The organism is Subtercola vilae (genome assembly GCF_004923255.1).
Taxonomy (GTDB): domain Bacteria; phylum Actinomycetota; class Actinomycetes; order Actinomycetales; family Microbacteriaceae; genus Subtercola; species Subtercola vilae.
Genome location: NZ_QYRT01000011.1, coordinates 22,340 through 40,978, shown reverse-complemented (window position 1 = coordinate 40,978; position 18,639 = coordinate 22,340). Strand labels below are relative to the sequence as shown.

At 64.5% G+C, this 18,639-nt stretch carries 19 protein-coding genes; 4 read left to right on the top strand and 15 right to left on the bottom strand.

Annotation, left to right across the window (positions count from 1 at the left end):
* Nucleotides 1-36: 36 nt before the first annotated feature.
* The 12 genes from secF to thrS all read right to left on the bottom strand — a co-directional run bounded on the left by secF (nt 37) and on the right by thrS (nt 10,999).
* Nucleotides 37-1,050 carry a protein translocase subunit SecF gene (secF, locus tag D4765_RS07760; RefSeq protein WP_136641721.1) on the bottom strand — a complete coding sequence of 338 codons (1,014 nt, stop codon included), beginning with the start codon at nt 1,048-1,050 and terminating at the stop codon, nt 37-39.
* Nucleotides 1,050-2,786 (bottom strand): protein translocase subunit SecD, encoded by a 1,737-nt coding sequence (gene secD / locus D4765_RS07755; RefSeq protein WP_136641720.1) that lies wholly within the window; start codon nt 2,784-2,786, stop codon nt 1,050-1,052. The genes secF and secD overlap by 1 nt, the downstream gene beginning before the upstream one ends.
* 91 nt (nt 2,787-2,877) lie before the next feature.
* Entirely contained in the window at nt 2,878-3,315 is a 438-nt protein-coding gene (gene yajC, locus D4765_RS07750) for a preprotein translocase subunit YajC (RefSeq protein WP_136641719.1), read from the bottom strand.
* A gap of 78 nt (nt 3,316-3,393) precedes the next feature.
* Entirely contained in the window at nt 3,394-4,419 is a 1,026-nt protein-coding gene (ruvB, locus tag D4765_RS07745) for a Holliday junction branch migration DNA helicase RuvB (protein WP_136641718.1), read from the bottom strand.
* Nucleotides 4,416-5,042 (bottom strand): Holliday junction branch migration protein RuvA, encoded by a 627-nt coding sequence (gene ruvA, locus D4765_RS07740; RefSeq protein WP_136641717.1) that lies wholly within the window; start codon nt 5,040-5,042, stop codon nt 4,416-4,418. The genes ruvB and ruvA overlap by 4 nt, the downstream gene beginning before the upstream one ends.
* Before the next feature lie 213 nt (nt 5,043-5,255).
* Entirely contained in the window at nt 5,256-5,885 is a 630-nt protein-coding gene (ruvC, locus tag D4765_RS07735) for a crossover junction endodeoxyribonuclease RuvC (protein WP_136641716.1), read from the bottom strand.
* Between the two features lie 28 nt (nt 5,886-5,913).
* Entirely contained in the window at nt 5,914-6,069 is a 156-nt protein-coding gene (locus D4765_RS19165) for a hypothetical protein (protein WP_161580388.1), read from the bottom strand.
* 4 nt (nt 6,070-6,073) lie between these two features.
* The gene (locus tag D4765_RS07730) at nt 6,074-6,832 is read right to left on the bottom strand and encodes a YebC/PmpR family DNA-binding transcriptional regulator (protein WP_136641715.1); all 759 of its coding nucleotides are present in this window, start codon (nt 6,830-6,832) and stop codon (nt 6,074-6,076) included.
* A 66-nt stretch (nt 6,833-6,898) separates the two neighbouring features.
* Complete coding sequence (pdxT, locus tag D4765_RS07725; protein WP_136641714.1) at nt 6,899-7,519, bottom strand: pyridoxal 5'-phosphate synthase glutaminase subunit PdxT; 621 nt, start codon at nt 7,517-7,519, stop codon at nt 6,899-6,901.
* Nucleotides 7,509-8,411 (bottom strand): pyridoxal 5'-phosphate synthase lyase subunit PdxS, encoded by a 903-nt coding sequence (pdxS, locus tag D4765_RS07720; RefSeq protein ID WP_136641713.1) that lies wholly within the window; start codon nt 8,409-8,411, stop codon nt 7,509-7,511. The genes pdxT and pdxS overlap by 11 nt, the downstream gene beginning before the upstream one ends.
* A 12-nt stretch (nt 8,412-8,423) precedes the next feature.
* Nucleotides 8,424-9,077 (bottom strand): HIT family protein, encoded by a 654-nt coding sequence (locus D4765_RS07715; RefSeq protein ID WP_136641712.1) that lies wholly within the window; start codon nt 9,075-9,077, stop codon nt 8,424-8,426.
* Complete coding sequence (thrS, locus tag D4765_RS07710; protein WP_237280313.1) at nt 9,077-10,999, bottom strand: threonine--tRNA ligase; 1,923 nt, start codon at nt 10,997-10,999, stop codon at nt 9,077-9,079. Before thrS ends, D4765_RS07715 begins: the two co-directional genes overlap by 1 nt.
* A 182-nt stretch (nt 11,000-11,181) precedes the next feature.
* Here thrS and folP point away from each other — a divergent pair, with 182 nt between their 5' ends.
* The gene (folP, locus tag D4765_RS07705) at nt 11,182-12,132 is read left to right on the top strand and encodes a dihydropteroate synthase (protein WP_136641710.1); all 951 of its coding nucleotides are present in this window, start codon (nt 11,182-11,184) and stop codon (nt 12,130-12,132) included.
* Complete coding sequence (locus tag D4765_RS07700) at nt 12,125-12,904, top strand: pyrimidine reductase family protein (RefSeq protein WP_136641709.1); 780 nt, start codon at nt 12,125-12,127, stop codon at nt 12,902-12,904. Before folP ends, D4765_RS07700 begins: the two co-directional genes overlap by 8 nt.
* Nucleotides 12,905-13,110: 206 nt before the next feature.
* On the opposite strand, the gene D4765_RS07695 is transcribed toward D4765_RS07700, so the two are convergent.
* From D4765_RS07695 to D4765_RS07685, 3 genes are all read right to left on the bottom strand, one after another.
* Complete coding sequence (locus tag D4765_RS07695) at nt 13,111-13,608, bottom strand: NUDIX domain-containing protein (RefSeq protein WP_136641708.1); 498 nt, start codon at nt 13,606-13,608, stop codon at nt 13,111-13,113.
* 55 nt (nt 13,609-13,663) lie between these two features.
* On the bottom strand, nt 13,664-14,926 hold the full coding sequence (locus D4765_RS07690; protein WP_136641707.1) for a phosphatidylserine decarboxylase family protein: 1,263 nt from the start codon (nt 14,924-14,926) through the stop codon (nt 13,664-13,666).
* Nucleotides 14,927-15,010: 84 nt separating this feature from the next.
* Entirely contained in the window at nt 15,011-16,921 is a 1,911-nt protein-coding gene (locus tag D4765_RS07685; protein ID WP_136641706.1) for a KUP/HAK/KT family potassium transporter, read from the bottom strand.
* Nucleotides 16,922-17,129: 208 nt separating this feature from the next.
* Between D4765_RS07685 and D4765_RS07680 the strand changes: the two genes are divergently transcribed.
* Together D4765_RS07680 and D4765_RS07675 are read left to right on the top strand one after the other, a co-directional pair.
* Nucleotides 17,130-17,819 carry a GAF and ANTAR domain-containing protein gene (locus D4765_RS07680; RefSeq protein ID WP_237280310.1) on the top strand — a complete coding sequence of 230 codons (690 nt, stop codon included), beginning with the start codon at nt 17,130-17,132 and terminating at the stop codon, nt 17,817-17,819.
* Nucleotides 17,816-18,529 (top strand): GAF and ANTAR domain-containing protein, encoded by a 714-nt coding sequence (locus D4765_RS07675; RefSeq protein ID WP_136641704.1) that lies wholly within the window; start codon nt 17,816-17,818, stop codon nt 18,527-18,529. The genes D4765_RS07680 and D4765_RS07675 overlap by 4 nt, the downstream gene beginning before the upstream one ends.
* Nucleotides 18,530-18,639: the final 110 nt, after the last annotated feature.

Genomic DNA, 18,639 nt, shown 5'->3' with positions numbered 1-18,639 from the left:
TCTAATTATCGCTCGCCCGGAGACGCCCCGTGAACCTCACGCCGAAATGCTCTCGCTCTCAACCTGCTCGGCCCGTTGTGTGCGTTGCGCGATGACCCTCTGGTTGATCTTTCTGATCTTCGGTTCGCGGTCACGCAGCTGAGCGTAGATGGGCGAGGCGATGAAAATCGTCGAGTACGTGCCTACAAAGATGCCGATGAGCAGAGCCAGTGAGATGTCGCGGAGGGTTCCCGCCCCGAGCACAAACGCGCCGATCACGAGAATCGAGGCGACGGGCAGCATGGCCACCACCGACGTGTTGATCGAACGAACGAGGGTCTGGTTCACCGCCAGGTTCACTGTCTCGCTGAAGGTACGGGTTGGTTTTTCGCCCATCTCCGTGGTGTTCTCGCGGATCTTGTCGAACACCACCACCGTGTCGTAGAGCGAATAGCCGAGAATCGTGAGAAAGCCGATGACCGCTGCAGGGGTGATCTCAAAACCGGTGATGCCGTAGATGCCCGCTGTGATGACGAGGTCGTGCAGCAGAGCAATCATCGCCGACAGCGCTATCTTCCAGGTACGGAAGTAGATGGCCATGAAGATGGCCGCGAGAGCGATGAAGATCAACAGACCGCGGATGGCCTGACCGGTGATATCGGCGCCCCAGGTCGGCCCGATGAAGTTGATCGTGACGTCAGACGGCTGCACCTTGTAGGCCGCGGCCACGGCGTCGCGAACCTTGCCCTGTTCGGCGTCGTTGAGCTGATCGGTCTGGATTCGAATTCCGCTCGCGCCCAGTGTCGTGACGAGAGGTACGACACCGGGGTCGACTGACTTGACCGCATCGATTCCGACCTGCTGGTTGGTGTCGGAGACCTGCGAGATGGAGAACTGCGAGCCACCGCGAAACTCGATACCGAAGACGAACCCGCCCCGAAGGAACGGCCCGACGATCGAGATCAGAATGAGCGCACCCGCGATGGCGTACCAGAGCTTGCGCCGCCCGATGATGTTGAACGAACGCTTGCCGGTGTAGAGGTCGTTGCCCAAATCGCTGAACTTGGCCATCAGGACTTCTTTCCCTTGTTCTTCGCATCGGCGCTGTTGGTGTCTGTGCTGTTCGTGTCTGCTGCCGGAGCATCGATCACGAGTGTTGACGAACCGGCCGCCTTGCGCTCGGCGATGGTCTGGCGACGGGCTGCCTCGCGGCTTGCAGACTCCTGCTTGCCGCGGGGTGTGTTCGATGCAGGCGTCTTGAACTGTGCACGGCCACGGTAGACAGCACCGAGCTGTCTCGGGTCGAGCCCGCTCGTCTTGTGACCGTCTCTGAAGTAGGGAAGCTCGGCGAGCAACGTCATGATCGGATGCGTGAACATCATCACGACGACGAGGTCGATGATCGTGGTGAGGCCGAGAGTGAGGGCGAAGCCCTTCACGCTGCCCACCGCGACGATGTAGAGCACAACTGCGGCCATCAGGTTGATGAGGTCCGAGGCGAAGATGGTGCGGATGGCCCGCTTCCACCCGGCCTGAACCGATGACTCGAGCCCTCGGCCGTCACGCAGCTCGTCACGTATTCGTTCGAAGTACACGATGAATGAGTCGGCTGTGATACCGATGGCCACGATGAGACCGGCCACCCCGGCGAGCGACAACCTGTATCCGGCTCGCCACGAGAGAATATCGACGACCAGGAAGGTCAGCGTTCCTGCCACCACCAGTGAGGCGATGGTCACAGCACCCAGCACGCGGTACTGGGCGATCGAATAGAGAACCACGAGGATGAGCCCGATGAGCCCGGCGATGAGGCCGCTGAGCAGCTGGGTCGAACCGAGTGTGGCCGAGATGGTGTTCTGGCTCTGCACCGTGAAGCTGATGGGCAGGGCACCGAACTTCAGCTGGTCGGCCAGGGTCTTCGAGCTGTTGGCGTCGAAGTTGCCCGAGATCTGAGGTTCGCCGTTGGTGATGACGGCGAGCGTGCGCGGAGCAGAGATGACCTTGCCGTCGAGCACGATGGCGAACTGGTTCTGAGCGCCGGTGAGACCCGATAGGCGGGTGGTCACGGCGGCGAAGGCGCTGGTGCCTTTGTCATTGAAGAAGATGTTCACGACGAACTGGCCGGTCGACGAGCCGGAGCTCGTTGTCGCGACGCCGCTCGTGGCATTGCTGATGGTGTCACCCGCCACCTCGACCGGGCCGAGGATGTACTTTGCGCCGTCGGCACCACAGGCGACCAGAGGCTGGGCCGCTGGAGCCTGGCCCGCATCGGTGGCCGCGGTTGAGCTGCAGTCGATGTTCAGGAACTGGTCTTCGAGCGCCGGGGTCACCCACGCGAGGTCGCTGGCATTCGTCGGCGATGCCGTAGGGGTGCTGTCGAGGCCGGCAGTGGGCGTCGTGGTCGGCACCGTTGCAGTGTCGGAGACGAGCACCGCGCGAAAATCGAGCTTCGCAGACGCTTCGATGCGCTGCAACGTGGCGTCGTCGGGCGTTCCCGGGATCGACACGACGATGTTCTGGCCACCCTGTGTGGAGATCTGCGCCTCAGACACTCCACTCGCGTCGACACGCTGCCGGATGATCGACACCGCCTGTGACACCTGCTGGTCTGACACTGTCTCGCCGCTGGCGAGCTTCGGCGCGAGGATGATCTCGGTGCCACCCTCGAGGTCGAGAGCGAGCTTCGGAGCCCACGAACCACCGCCCCACAGTGCCCCTGCAGCATTGACGCCGGCGAGGGCGATGAAGATGACAAGGAGCCAGACGAGCGTGCGTCTGGCTCTCTTGACGGCGGTTGATTTTGCCACCTGCGAACTCAGCTTTCTTTAACGACCCCGTGACACAGTACTGCCCCCGAAGGGCAGAGGTGTGCCGCGGCGCCGCGAAGGGTACGTGGAACTACTCGGCCGACTTGTGGTCGGTGCGGGGTTTGCCGTTCTCATCGAGCGGAACACCGTTGAGTACCGTACCCGATTCTGCCTTCGTGTCGCTCACGCGTGCCTCGTGGATGCGCTCACCGAACTCGGGCTCGGTGCCGTCGTCGATCATCGCGGGCTCGTCGATGGAGACAGCCTCTTCGGTGGGAACAACACGGGTCACCGTCTGGCGGTGCACCTTGAGCACGGTGCCGGGGGTGGTCTCGAGCAGAATCTGGTTGTTCTCGACGTCGATCGTCAGAATGGTGCCGTACACGCCGAAGTTGGTCATGACGTAGGCGCCTTCGGTGATCTTCTGCGACAGCTCTTCTGTCTCGCGCTTGCGCTTGCGGCTGTTGCGCACCATGAAGATGATGAGGACGGCCAGAACGGCCAGCATGACGAGGGTTAACGGATCCATTGCGGGTGAGAGCCTTCCAAAGTTTTGGGGGGAGATGACGGCCCTAGTGTACTGATCGGGGCTGAGCGCCAGCTTGAATTATAGTTCATCTCCGAAGAGCGTCTCGTTCTGCGGGCTCATGCCGAGGTGCTGCCAGCCGGCTCGGGTCGCCACCCGCCCTCGGGGGGTGCGAATGATGAGACCGATGCGCACCAGAAAAGGTTCGACGACCGACTCGATCGTCTCCGACTCTTCACCCACCGACACGGCGAGTGTGTTGAGCCCCACCGGCCCTCCGTTGAAGCGAGTGAGCAGAATCTGCATGACCGCACGGTCGAGCCGGTCTAGCCCCCGCTCGTCGACGTCGTACAGTTCGAGCGCCGCCCGCACCACATCTCGACTCGCTGCTCCCCCGTGCACGAGGGCGTAGTCGCGCACACGACGCAGCAGCCGGTTGGCGATACGCGGTGTTCCCCGTGAACGCCCCGCGATCTCGATCAGCGCCGACTCCTCAATACTCAGCTCGAGCATCACTGCGGCCCGGCGGAGCACGTGCACCAGCTCTTCTGGGTCGTAGAACTCGAGGTGCGCGGTGAACCCGAATCGGTCACGAAGTGGGTTCGGCAGGAGGCCGGAGCGAGTGGTTGCCCCCACCAGGGTGAACGGCGCGAGGTCGAGCGGAATCGACGTCGCACCCGCCCCCTTGCCCACCATGATGTCGATGCGGAAGTCTTCCATCGCAAGGTACAGCAGCTCTTCGGCCGATCGCGCCATGCGGTGGATCTCGTCGACGAACAGCACCTCACCCGGCACGAGCGACGACAGCACTGCGGCAAGGTCGCCGGCATGCTGAATGGCTGGTCCGCTCGACATGCGCAGGGGGCGACCGCTTTCGTGCGCGACGATCATCGCGAGCGTGGTCTTGCCAAGCCCTGGAGGCCCGGCGAGCAGAATGTGGTCGGGAGTACGGTTCTGGATGGTCGCGGCATCCAGCAGCAATTGAAGCTGCCCACGAACCCGCTGTTGCCCCACGAACTCGGCGAGGCTCTTCGGGCGAAGGGCGCCCTCGAAGGCGATCTCGGCCTCAGTGCCCATCATCTCGGGCTGCAGCAGTTCGTCGCTCATCGGGGGCCCGCCGAGCTCTGACGCGGGCCGAGTTCGGTGAGCGAGCGTCGCAGCAGCACCTGCACACTCTGCTGATCGGTGTCGCTGGCCGCCCCGAGAACGGCGTCGAGGGCGTCGGATGCACTGCGTTCGTTCCAGCCGAGACCCACCAGTGCCACCAGTACGTCATCGCGCACCGACGGCGCCGCGGCGAACGAGGGCCGGCCTGCGTGCCCGGCGCCGAACGCAGCGACCTTGCCCGCGAGCGACAGCACGATGAGCTTCGCGGTCTTCGGGCCGATGCCAGACACCCGCCGGAACACGGCGTCGTCGTCAGTGTTCACGGCGCGGGCAATCTCGGCTGCACTGAGCTCGGCGAGCACGCCCATCGCCGACTTCGGACCGACGCCGGTGACGCCGACCAGCAGCGCAAAGATCTCGAGCGATTCGGTATCGACGAACCCGAACAGCGACAGCGCGTCTTCGCGCACGATGAGATTCGTCAGCACGAACGCCTCCACGCCGACGCGCAGCGAGAGGGCGTGCGGAGGCGTCAGTTGCACGGCATACCCCACGCCGCCGACCTCGATCACGGCCCCTGTGCCGACCACTCCCAGCACTGTTCCGCGCAGACTCGCTATCATCCCACCACTGTATTACTCGTACACCTGTTCGAACGCCCCTCCCTCGGCGCGCCGCCTTCCTCAGCTCTCCAATGCTCACGTTGAGGTACGGCCTTTCTACACTTTCGACGCCCCCAGCCGAGCAAAACCCGTACCTCAACCAACGCGAGCGGCGCGGAGGGGCGGAAGGAGGGTGGCGAGGGTGGCGAGGAGGCGAGGAGGCGAGGAGGGAGGTCAGCGGCGGAGGCCGCGCCGCTCGGGGCTGGCGGCCTTGGCGGCCTGTTCGGCGGCGAGCCACGCCGCCTGGGCGTTGGTGAGGGCTGCGGTGGGGCGATCGCGCGAGGCGGCTCCCCCGTGCAGATCGGCGGTGCCGCGGCCGGCGAGGGCGCCGAGCGGGGTTCGCCAGGCGTGGCAGATGGCCAGCGCGAGGGCGTCAGCGGCGTCGGCCGGCTTCGGGATGGCGTCGAGGCCCAGAATCTTGGCCACCATGGTGCCGACCTGCTTCTTGTCGGCCTGGCCGTAGCCGGTCACGGCCGCCTTGACCTCGGTGGGGGTATGCATAGCGACCGGCAGTGAACGCCGGGCCGCAGCGAGCATGGCGATGCCGCTCACCTGGGCTGTGCCCATGACGGTGCTGACGTTGGTGTCGGCGAACACGCGCTCGAGAGCCACGCGGGCCGGCTTGAACTCATCGAGCAGCTGGTCGAGGGCGTTGCCAATGGTGAGCAGACGGTTCTCGTGCTGCTCACCGGCGGGGGTGCGGATGACCGTGACATGCACGAGCGTGGCCCGGCGGTCGTGCGACACATCGACAATGCCCACGCCGCACCGGGTCAGCCCGGGGTCGATGCCGAGAATCCTCACGTGCTCACGTGCTCACGTGCTCACGTGCTCACGTGCTCACGGTGCACCGCGCCGCTGCGAAGCTCGCCAGCACGAACCCCGCCAGCTTGAAGCGTGCCGCTGCGAACCGCGTCGGCGCGTAGCTCGTCGGTGCGGGACGTGCCAGTGCGAACCCTGCCACCGCGATCCCCGCCCCCGTCGCCATGGTGTTAGTCGGCCTCGAGCTCGGCCTGAACCTCGGGAGTCAGGTCGAAGTTGCTGTAGATGTTCTGCACGTCGTCGTTGTCTTCGAGGGCATCGATGAGGCGGAATACCTTGCGGGCCGTCTCGGCGTCGATCTCTACCTTGAGGGCGGGCACGAACTCGATGTCGGCGGAGTCGTAGTCGATTCCGGCGGCCTGCAGCGCCGTGCGGTTCGCAACGAGGTCTGAGACCTCGGTGACGATCTCGAACGAGTCGCCGTGGTCGGTGACCTCTTCGGCGCCCGAGTCGAGAACGGCCATCAGCACGTCGTCTTCAGCGAGCGTTGGGGTGTGCTCGACTTTGATGACACCCTTGCGGTGAAAGTTGTACGCGACGCTGCCCGGGTCGCCCATGGTGCCGCCGTTGCGAGAGACGATGGCACGCACGTCGGCCGCCGCGCGGTTCTTGTTGTCGGTGAGGCACTCGATGAGCATGGCGACGCCGTTGGCCGCGTAGCCCTCGTAGATGATGGTCTGGTAGTCGACGGCGTCGGCGCCCACACCCGCACCGCGCTTGACGGCACGGTCGATCAAGTCTTTGGGAACAGAGGTCTTCTTCGCCTTCTGAATGGCGTCGACCAGGGTGGGGTTGCCCGTGAGGTCGGGGCCGCCGAGCTTTGCCGCGACCTCGATGTTCTTGATGAGCTTCGCAAACGACTTCGCACGACGTGAGTCAGTGACAGCCTTCTGGTGTTTGGTGGTGGCCCATTTGGAATGACCTGACATTGGTGTTCTCCTAAAAAATTCTCACCCAGTCTAAAACACTGGGAACACGGCCCGCAGTGAAAACGGTCAACTGTGAAATGCGGTGGCGAGAACGCGGTTGTAGAAACGGCGGTGAAAACGGTAGTCGTCGGTCATCTCGGGGTGAAACGACGTGCCGAGCAGGTTGCCCTGTTCGACCGCGATGACCCGGCCGTCGTCGAGGGCGGCGAGAATGGATGCCCTCTCCCCCACTTCTTCGACAACGGGAGCCCTGATGAACACGGCGTGCACGGCCGGGTCGCCGAGTTCGGGCACATCGAGGTCGACCTCGAACGATTCGCGCTGATTGCCGAAGGCGTTGCGTCTGACGACGATGTCGAGGCCGCCGAAACTCTGCTGTCCGGCGATCGCATCACGAACAGTGTCGGCCAGCATGATGAGGCCGGCACAGGTGCCGTACACCGGGAGGCCAGCAGCGATGGCGGCTTTCAGCGGTTCGGCCAGCCCGAACATACGCGAGAGCTTGTCGATGACACTCGATTCGCCGCCGGGGATGACCAGCCCCGAGACCAAGGCTAGTTCGGAGGGCCGACGCACCGTGATGACGTCGGCTCCGAACGAGCTCAGAACCCGGGCGTGCTCCCGAAAGTCGCCCTGGAGCGCCAGCACACCGACCGGGCCAACACCGCGTGAAGCGTTACCAGCCACGCTCGGAGAGGCGGTGGGGAGCCGGCAGGTCGGAGACGTTGATACCGACCATGGCCTCACCGAGCCCGCGCGACGCCTCGGCAATGACCTTCGGGTCATCGTAGAACGTGGTGGCCTTCACGATGGCCGCCGCACGTGCTGCCGGGTCGCCCGACTTGAAGACACCCGAACCGACGAACACGCCGTCGGCGCCGAGCTGCATCATCATGGCCGCATCGGCCGGGGTGGCCACGCCACCGGCGGTGAACAGCACAACGGGGAGCTTGCCGGTCTGGGCGATCTCTGCGACCACGTCATACGGCGCCTGCAGCTCTTTTGCCGCGACGTAGAGCTCGTCGGGCGCCATCGCGCTGAGCGCCCGGATCTCGCCGAGGATCTTGCGGATGTGCTTGGTGGCCTCAGACACATCGCCGGTGCCGGCCTCGCCCTTCGAGCGGATCATGGCTGCGCCCTCGTTGATGCGGCGAAGCGCCTCACCGAGGTTGGTGGCACCACAGACGAACGGAACCGTGTAGTTCCACTTGTCGATGTGGTTGACGTAGTCGGCAGGGCTCAGCACCTCTGACTCGTCGATGTAGTCGACGTCGAGCGCCTGCAGAATCTGGGCCTCGACGAAGTGACCGATGCGGGCCTTCGCCATGACCGGAATCGACACGGCTTTCTGGATGCCCTCAATGAGGTCGGGGTCGCTCATGCGTGCCACCCCACCCTGTGACCGGATGTCGGCGGGAACGCGCTCGAGCGCCATCACGGCGACCGCGCCGGCGTCTTCGGCGATGCGGGCTTGATCGGCGTTCACCACATCCATGATAACACCGCCCTTCAGCATTTCTGCGAGACCGCGCTTGACGCGATTGCTGCCGACGGAAGACGAGGTGGAGGAGTCAGTCATAATGTTCCTATTCTAGCTTTGCTGCGCTGCAGGCCACGCCGCCGCGACAGAGGCGCGAACGTCTCCCAGAAGCTGCGGCAGGGCCTTTGTCTTGGCGATGATGGGGAAGAAGTTCGAATCGGTGGCCCAGCGCGGCACGATGTGCTGGTGCAGATGGTCGGCGATGCCGGCACCAGCGATGCGGCCCTGGTTCATGCCCAGGTTGAAGCCGTCACAATTCGAAACTTCCCGCAGAACCCGCATAGCGGTCTGCGTGAGCGAAGCAATCTCGGCCGTCTCTTCGGGTGTCGCCTGGTCGTAGAGCGGTACATGCCGATACGGGCATACGAGCAGGTGACCGCTGTTGTACGGAAACAGGTTGAGCAGCACGTACGCGTGCCGACCTCGCGCAACGATCAGCGAACTCTCATCGTCCATCGAGGGCGCAACGCAGAACGGGCACAGGTCTTCACCCGGCTGCTGGCCGTGCTGGATGTACACCATGCGGTGCGGAGTCCAGAGGCGCTGAAACTCGTCGGGCACGCCGGCGAGCCCGCGCGAACCCGAGATGTCGACACCCTCGAGCTCGTCAGCGCCGAAACCAGCATCGCCGAAACCTGCATCGCCGATGCCACCGCCGAACCCCTCACCGCCGAACCCCTCGCCTGCCCCGAACTGCTCGGCCATCAGATCTGGCCCACCGTGGTGACCTGCGCCTTTGTCTCGATCGACGCGATGATGCGGTCGACCGCGTCGTCGATGGCGACACCGTTCTCCTGCGTGCCGTCGCGGAAGCGGAAGCTCACGGTACCCGCGGTGCGGTCTTCGTCGCCGGCGATCAGCAGAAACGGCACCTTCTCTTTGGTGTGTGTGCGAATCTTCTTCTGCATACGGTCGTCAGAGTAGTCGAGCTGCGCACGAACACCCCGGGCCTTCAGCCGGTCGATGATGGGCTGCAGATAGTCGACGTACTGCTCGGCGATCGGGATGCCGACCACCTGTACCGGCGACAGCCACACCGGGAACGCGCCCGCGTAGTGCTCGGTCAGCACGGCGAAGAATCGTTCGATCGACCCGAACAGTGCCCGGTGGATCATCACCGGCCGGTGCTTCTCGCCGTCGGGGCCCGTGTACTCCAGCTCGAAACGCTCGGGCTGGTTGAAGTCGAGCTGAATCGTCGACATCTGCCACGTGCGGCCGAGAGCGTCGCGCGCCTGCACCGAGATCTTCGGGCCGTAGAAGGCCGCTCCCCCGGGGTCGGCGACGAGCTTCAGCCCCGATTCTTCGGCGACCTGGCGCAGCGTTTCGGTTGCCGACTCCCACAGGTCGTCTGGCCCGAGAAACTTGGGGTTCGTGGCGTCGCGGGTTGACAGCTCGAGGTAGAAGTCGTCGAGTCCGTAGTCTTTCAGCAGGTCGAGCACGAACTTCAGGGTGGAGGTCAGCTCAGGCTTCACCTGCTCCTGCGTGGTGTAGATGTGTGCGTCGTCTTGCGTCATGCCGCGCACGCGGGTGAGGCCCTGCAGCGTACCGCTCTTCTCGTAGCGGTACACCGAGCCGAACTCGAACAGGCGCATCGGCAGCTCGCGGTAGCTGCGGCCCCGAGCCCGGAAGATGAGGTTGTGGTACGGGCAGTTCATCGGCTTGAGGTAATAATCTTGCCCCTGCCTGGTGATGTTGCCCTCGGCGTCGCGCTCCTCGTCGAGGTGCATGGGCGGAAACATGCCGTCGGCGTACCACTGCAGGTGGCCGCTGGTCATGAACAGGTTCGCTTTGGTGATGTGCGGGGTGTTCACGAAGTCGTAGCCGGCCGCGGTGTGACGCTGACGGGAGTAGTTCTCGAGCTCCTGGCGAATGATTCCGCCCTTGGGGTGGAACACCGCGAGCCCCGACCCGATCTCTTCGGGAAACGAGAAGAGGTCGAGCTCTGCGCCCAGCCGACGGTGGTCGCGCTTCGCGGCCTCCTCCTGGCGGGCCTGGTAGGCACGCAGCTCGTCTTTGGTGGGCCACGCGGTGCCGTAGATGCGCTGCAGCTGCGGGTTCTTCTCCGACCCGCGCCAGTATGCGGCGGCGAGGCGGGTGAGCGCGAAGCCGTTGCCGATCATGCGCGTGTTCGGAAGGTGTGGGCCTCGGCAAAGGTCTTTCCAGACAGTTTCGCCGGTCTTCGGGTCGACGTTGTCGTAGATGGTCAGCTCGGTGCCGCCCACCTCGACCGACTCGTCTTCGGCAGCCGAGCCGCCCTTGATGCCGATCAGTTCGAGCTTGTACGGCTCGTCTGCCAGTTCGATGCGGGCTTCGTCGTCGGTCACGACACGGCGAACGAAGCGCTGGCCCGAGCGGATGATGCGCTCCATGGCCTTCTCGAGAACCTTGAGGTCGTCGGGGGTGAAGGCAGTGGTCACGTCGAAGTCGTAGTAGAAACCGTCGGTGACGGGCGGGCCGATGCCGAGCTTCGCCTCGGGGTTGATCGACTGCACGGCCTGCGCCATGACGTGGGTCGCCGAGTGACGCAGAATGTTCAGGCCGTCAGGCGAGTCGATGGTGACGGGCTCGACATAGTCGCCGGCCATAGCGGTCGCCGCGAGGTCGCGCAGCTCGCCGTTCACCTTCATGGCGACAATCGTTCGGTCGGAGAACAGTTCGAACCCGGTGTTGTTCTTCTCGATCTGAATGATGTCGCTCACGTGCCGTTGGCTCCCTGCCGTTGAATTCTGTGTGCCTACAACTTTAGCGCCGGTGTACCGTGCCGGTTTCCGTGCAGCGCGCTCACGGCCTGAGCCGCGAAGATAGACGCATGACCACAGTCTCCGGTGCTCCGGATGCCCGCGCTGCTGCCGCTCACACTGCAGCCCGCCCGACCGGCCTTTATCTACCCCCGCTCGCCCACCCCGTACGAACCGTCGGGCAGCGCACCTTCGACTTCTCGCGCCAGATCGCCGTCATGGCCATCGTGAACCGCACCCCTGACTCGTTCTACGACCGCGGGGCCACCTTCGCCCTCGATAAGGCGATCGAGGCCGGCATCTCGGCCGCGAACGAGGGCGCCGACTGGGTCGACGTGGGCGGCGTTCCCTTCGCGCCGGGGCCCGAGCTGGCGATGGAAGCCGAGCGCGACCGGGTGATTCCGGTCATCGAGGGGCTCTCGGCGGCAAGCGATGTCGTGATCTCGGTCGACACTTTTCGTGCGGAGGTGGCGGCGGCGGCGATTCGGGCGGGGGCGTCGGTGATCAACGACACCACGGGCATCCGGGAGCCCCGCCTGGCCGACGTGGTGGCCGACAGCGAGGCGACACTCGTGATCACCCACAGCCTTGCCACACCCCGGCAGTCGCACCCGCGGCCGCAGTATGCCGATGTGGCGGGCGAGGTGGCCGAGTTTCTGCAGCGCCGGGTCGACTTCGCCCTCTCGCGCGGGGTGCGCGAAGACCGTATCGTGGTCGACCCCGGCCACGACCTGAACAAGAACACCCGGCAGACACTCGAGCTGACCCGGCGGCTGGGCGAGGTGGCGGCGCTCGGATTCCCGACGCTGGCCGCGGTGTCGAACAAAGACTTCGTGGGCGAGAGCCTCGGGCGCGACAAGCCCGATCGGCTCGAGGGGTCGCTGGCCGCGGCGACGGTGAGCGTCATGCTCGGAGCCCGCATCGTGCGCATGCACCAGGTGCGGGCATCGGTCGACGCCATGCGCATGGTCGAAGCGATTCTGGGCTGGCGGCAGCCGGTTTCTGCGGTGCACAATGTCTGAACTGCCGAGCGACATCACCCAGCTTCTGCCCGTACGTTCGGTCGGGGTTCCGGATGCCCTGACCGACGCCGAGCTGCTGACGCTGTATTCGACGGCCGACCCCTCGCTGACGCTCGTGCGCGCCAACTTCATCGCCAGCGTCGACGGATCGGCCACGGCGGCCGGGCTCTCAGGCCGGCTGGGCGCCCCGGCCGACAAGCGCGTATTCGACCTGCTGCGCCAGCTCGCCGACGTGGTGGTGGTCGGTGCGGGAACAGTGCGCGGTGAGGGCTACGGAGCCATGCTGCTGGGTGACGCTGCCGCCGCGTGGCGGGTTGCCCGGCACCGCCCGGCGCATCCTGTCTTCGCCGTCGTGAGCGCGAGCCTCAGCCTCGACCCGGCGAGTGACGTCTTCACGAAAGCCCCCGTACGGCCGCTGGTGCTCACTTCGTCGAGCGCTGACCCGGCGCGACGGCAGGCGCTCGAAGCCGTCGCCGACGTGGTCTCGTGCGGTGAGCAGAGAGTCGAGCCGTTACGACTGGTGGCCGAACTCAGGCGTCGCGGACTCACTCAGATTCACTGCGAGGGCGGCCCGAGCCTGCTCGGCGACCTCATCGCCGCCGACGTGCTCGACGAGCTCTGCCTCACGGTGAGCCCGACGCTTGAGGGCGGTGCAGGCCCGCGCATCACGCGGGCGCCGGCCGGGCCGCCCCTCGATCTGCGGGCTCTCACCCTCGACCACCTGCTGCTCTCGGGCAGCATGCTTCTGTCGAAGTATTCGCGCGCCCGCTGAGGTTCGGCGAAGTCAGGCCGCAGCGCCTCGACCATATGTGTCGGCACTCACGAAGCTCTGGAGCGTGAAAGCCGACTTCGGAACGTGCTTCTCGGTACTGGACTTCGAAGGCCGCCTGATTTCCAAAACGGTCTCGTCTTTCGAAACGATTGCCACCGTACTAGTGGCCAAGACGGACTGAGGTTGGCACGCCCGGTCGCGGGCGTTCAGGCTCGCGGCCGCTCGACCTCCGCGTTCGCCTCGGCCTCGTGGATCATCTCTTTGAGCTCGTGCCACGAGCGGCGGAGAGCGGGGTGAAGGTCGAGCTTGTCGACATCATCGAGGGCGACCCACTGAAACTCGATCGATTCCCAGTTGAGCCGCGGCACGAACGCCCGCTTCAGTCGCGCCACGACAGTGGAATAGTGCCAGTAACCGAGATCGAACAAGTGCACCCGCCCGATCGTCACGTCGTCGGGTGACAACCCGCACTCCTCTTCGGCCTCCCGCATCGCCCCGTCGACGGCCGTCTCGAGGTGCTTCAGGGCGCCGCCCGGAGTGCTCCAGATACCGCCGTGCTCTGTCGCGTCTGAGCGCTTCTGCAAGAGCACACCGAGGGTGGCATCGGCGACAAGGATGCCTGCAGCGCCGAACACGCCCCAGTGCCTAGAACCGTCAGGGCCGTAGACGAAGTCTTCGCCGTCTCTCATACTGAACGATTGCATTGGAGAACAGACGCTAGCAGCCTTTTCTGGGGGTGGGTGGCCTGGCGCCTGTGGATCACGGCCCGACTCGGGCGGAGGCGAGCTTCGATCGCGCGAGCACCAGCGTTTTCGCGCTGCTCCTCTCCTGCGGCACCGCCGCCAGCGCGAACTCGCTGATGGCTCCGTGGCGAAAAATGAGGCACTCGGTCGACCCGCCGAACTGGAAGTACCCCAGCTCGTCACCCTTGGCGAGGCGGTGACCGGCCTGAATGTCGGCGCCGATCCTGCACGAAGACACCTCGAGCATGCCCACGGCGATGAAGGCGACGGTGCCGATGACCGGGTTGTCAGCTTCGATCACAATGATGGCGCGAGTAGCGACGTGGGCGAGGTAGCCCTGCGAATTTCCCGGCTCAACTGCCTCCGGCCCTTCTGAGTCGGCTTCGGAGTAGTACGTACCGGGCTCGACGAACGCACGCACGACGGTGCCGGCCACGGGGCTGTGCCACCGATGGTAGTTCGTCGCGCTCAGGAAGCCCTGGTACACCGTGCCTCCCACGAACGCGTCGACTGAGCTGTCGCCCGCCAGCATCTCTTCAAGCGAGTAGGGCTGGCTCTTGATCCAGAACCGGTCGCGGCGCTGCACGTTCGTGCTGATCGCGTAGGGGGTTGATTCGCAGGCGCTGACGATGACCGACGGGTCATCGGGCGAGGCCACGGGTCGCTCACCGGCCTTGAACCGGCGGGTGAAGAAGTCGTTCCACGAGGTGAACCCCCCGTAGGGGTCGGCGGGGTCGTACTCGTACTGCTCCATTCCGACGGCCAGTTGGGCTTCAGCGCTCTTCCAGCCGGCGTCAGAGTCATTGAGAACGTAGCGCGAGTCGGGGCCGCTCAGAAACTCGCACCACACATCGAGGATCTTTTTCAGCATCGCATTGATGCGCGTATCGCGGTAGGCCGCGAAACCTGCCGGGGTTCCCATCGTCCAGTCGAGAATAGCGGTGAGGGGCGTCATAACCATCGTGTCGCGACCGAACTCAGGTGCCAGGGTGAGTACCTCGTTCATGAGCTTCAGCAGCTGATCGACGCTCGTCAGGTGCCGCTTCTTGTATGCCCTGGCCGTCGGCACCTGAGCGATCATCTCATTCATGTACAGGCGCACGACGGCATCGGTGTCGATCAACCGCTGAAATTCGACGATGACCGGGTGCAGCACGATGTCGTCGCCCAGGGCATCCACCCGCTCTGCGTGCCCGGCGAGCCACGATTCGAGATCGTCTTGGTTGGCAGGCAACCAGCCGGCCCGACGACGCACGTCTGTTTCAGCCGGTGCACTCATGGTCTCTTCTCCTGACACGTCATGACAGAAGCTTGCTCGCGTTGCTGCCGCCGCGGCATCCCTTGCTCGCAGGCCGACCCGCTGCTACAAGGGCGTCTCGCGGGCCAGCACGATGGTTCGGTCGCGGGGCAGCTCGATGAGGTCGAGCGGGTCGGGCGCGAGGCGGTCGAGCGCCAGGAACAGAACCTGGGCCCACCGAAACATTTTGCTGGTGTTGTTGAACCGGGGCACCGGCGTCGAGATGAAGAACGTCGCCCGGGAAGCGGCAAAGTCATCCAACGCGTTCTTGTCGACCGCGCGCGCCTCTGTGAGCAGCGTCGTCATGCGTGGATGCTCGCGGAAGCCCACCTTGGCCACCACCCTCACGATTCCGGAGGGGAACGTCTCGACCGTGATGCGCTTGTTCATACCGAGCGTGGTCGGCACATCGACCGTCGACCAGCTGAGCAGAATGGCGCGTTTCTGCAGAGCGTGGTTTCGAGTGACCATTGTTCGAAGTGCCACGGGCACGATGGTGGGGTTGCGCGTGATGAAGACCGCGTCACCCGAGACCCGGTACAGGTCTGCCTTGTGGCTGGCGATGAAACTCTGAAGCTCGTCGATCGGCATCTCACCGAGGCGACGGGCAGCGCGGATGCGCTGTTGGCCGGCCCACCACACCGTCATGATCGTGAACACAATTGCGCCGATGGCCAGCGGAAGCCACCCGCCAGAAGCCGCCTTCGGCAGGTTGGCCACCAGAAACGACACAGTGACGACAAGGATGCCGCTCGCAACGACGATTCTCACGGTGATGCGCCGCGAGTGCGCCCAGCTCCAGGCGATGTAGACGACAGTTGTGATCGAGATGGTGGTGGTGACGGCGATTCCGTACGCAGATGCGAGGGCGGCCGAGCCTTGGAAACCGATGGTGACCGAGAGAACGGCGACAGCGAGCAGTGCGTTGATCGCCGGAACGTAGATCTGGCCCTCACTCTTGGCCGAGGTGTGGATGACCCTCAGCGGCGGGAAGAACCCGAGCCGCCAGGCCTGGTGGATCACCGAATACGTTCCCGAGATGACAGCCTGCGAGGCGATGATCGTGGCGATCGTGGCGAGGATCACCATGGGAATCTGGCCCCAGCCGGGCACGAGGCCGAAGAAAGACGCTGCCGCGCGGTGCGGATCCCTGATCGCCAGGCTGGCCTGGCCCAAGTAGTTCAGTACGAGTGCAGGGAATACGACGAAGACCCATGCCTGAGTGATGGACTTTCGGCCGAAGTGCCCGAGGTCTGCGTACAGCGCTTCGGCTCCCGTGACAGCCAGAACGATCGCGCCGAGCGCGAGAAACGCCGTTCCCGGCTGTTCGGCGAAGAACATGATCACCCAGTGCGGAGAAAGAGCCTGAAGCACGGCCGGGTGCTGCAGGATCGACGCACCACCGGTGACGGCGAGGGTCACGAACCAGAGCAGCATGATAGGGCCGAAGAGACGCCCGATGGTTCGGGTACCGAACTGTTGAATCGCGAAGACGCCGACAAGGATCACAACGGCAATCGGCACCACGAGAGACGCGAGCTCCGGCTGAACGAGTTCGAGCCCCTCGACGGCCGACAACACGGAGATCGCCGGTGTGATGACGCTGTCACCGAGGAACATCGCCGCGCCGACCATCGCGACGACGGTGAAGACCGCGACAGTGCGCGCCTTGAGACTGCTACGACGCAAGAGACCGAACAGCGCGAGCAGCCCGCCCTCACCCCGGTTGTCGGCGCGCATCAGGAAGCGCACGTACAAGACGGTAACGATCAGTGCGAGGGCGTACAGGATGGTCGCTGTAGAACCGTAGATGTAGTCGGTGGTCGGCCCGGCAGTGCCAGAACTGCCGACGCCGAAAGTTGTGGATGCGGCGTACAGCGGGCTGGTGCCGATGTCGCCGAACACCACACCCATTGCGGCGATGACGGGCCCCGCCGCCAACGCGGGTTTGCGGGCGTTGAACTTACCGAACGTCACTTGCGATCCTCCAGGCCGACACGAACACCAGCGCAGCTTATCCTCCTGGGCGGGCACTCCAGCGCCGAACGCCTCGATGGCGTGAGGGGGCAATCGCAGTCTGCATCTGCAGCCCGTTCAGAGGTACGGTTGAGGATGCCCGTTTCGCCAGAAGTATCGACTCAGCTCCAGCGGAGGTAGTTCAGCTCTGATGGCCCAAAGTTTCGTAGTGACAGCGAATGCGCTGACTCTGACGGAAGCGCATGAGTCGGCACTTTCCGGCCCGTTTCTGCGGTTTCTCGACATAGATGGTGCGGCTGTCTCGACCATCGGCGCCGTGCTCGGCTCTGAGACGATCTCGGCGAGTGATGCGCTGGCTGCCCGACTCGACGAGATTCAGTTCGACCTGGGCGAGGGTCCCTGCTGGGATGCGCTCAGCACCGCGAACCCTGTGCTCGAGCCTGACTGGATCCATCACGAGCGCTCATGGCCTGGGTTCGAGGCCGCTCTCGGCGTCAGCAGCGTCGGTGCGCTGTTCGCGTTTCCTCTCATGATCGGGCCGCTTCGGCTGGGAGCCATCGATCTGTACACGGTTCGCCCCAAGATGCTGAGTGACGAGCAGGTCTCGCAGACGCAGTTGCTGGCAAAAATCGTCAGTCGAATGGTGCTCAGGCGCGCATTGCGGCTGAGTGAAGACGAGTGGGTCGACCCACCCGACACAAAGTATTCCCGACGGGTTGTTCATCAGGCAACGGGTGTCGTTCTTGCGCAGCTTCGCATTGCACCCGATGACGCACTTCTCCTCATCAAAGGGCACGCTTTCTCCGCTGGTCGCAGCGTGATCGACATCTCGACCAGCATCGTCGACGGGCGGCTGAAGATTACGAACGACCTCATTGAGACGAAGGACTCAGATTGACGAACACGACGAGAGAGAATCTTCTCTTCGAAACTTTCACGACGGTTTCTGACACGTTGGTCGACGAATACGATGTCGTCGAACTGCTGCAGACCCTCGTCGACAGCTGCACCGAGATCTTCGACATCGCCGCCGCGGGTATTCTGCTCGCTGACAAAGACGGCAGCTTAGAACTGATCGCATCGACAAGCGAGGCGAGCCGACTGGTCGAACTGATGCAGCTCTCTGCCGTCGCTGGGCCGTGCATCGAATGCTTCGCGACCGGCCAGACCGTGTCGGTTCCCGATATCGGTGCCAGTCCAGACGAGTGGAGCGAGTTTCGCGACAGCGCACTCGATCAGGGCTTCTCCTCACTGCTCGGCATTCCGCTCCGGCTTCGCGACGAAGTCATCGGCGCGCTGAACCTCATGCGGGTTGAGACCGGCGAACTTGCCGAAAGAGACGTGCGCGCAGCCACGGCCCTCGCGAACGTGGCGACGATCGGCATTCTGCAGGAACGAAACGTACGAGAAGTCGGCCTCGTGAGCGCGCAACTCGAATACGCTCTGAGCTCGAGGGTGATCATCGAGCAGGCAAAGGGTGTTCTGTCACACACGCACACGATTTCGACTGATGAAGCCTTCAACCGCCTGCGCGGCTACGCTCGCGGTCACCACCTGAAATTGGCTGACGTGGCCCATCAGGTCGTGGCGCTCGAACTGCACGTCTGACGCCACCGCCTGCATGCCGTCATGGGGGTAGACCCAGCAGCGTTGCCTGTTCTACCCTTCTACTACCCGTTAGTCGCGCGCGCACCAAGACCCTGTCTGTTCTTGACCCG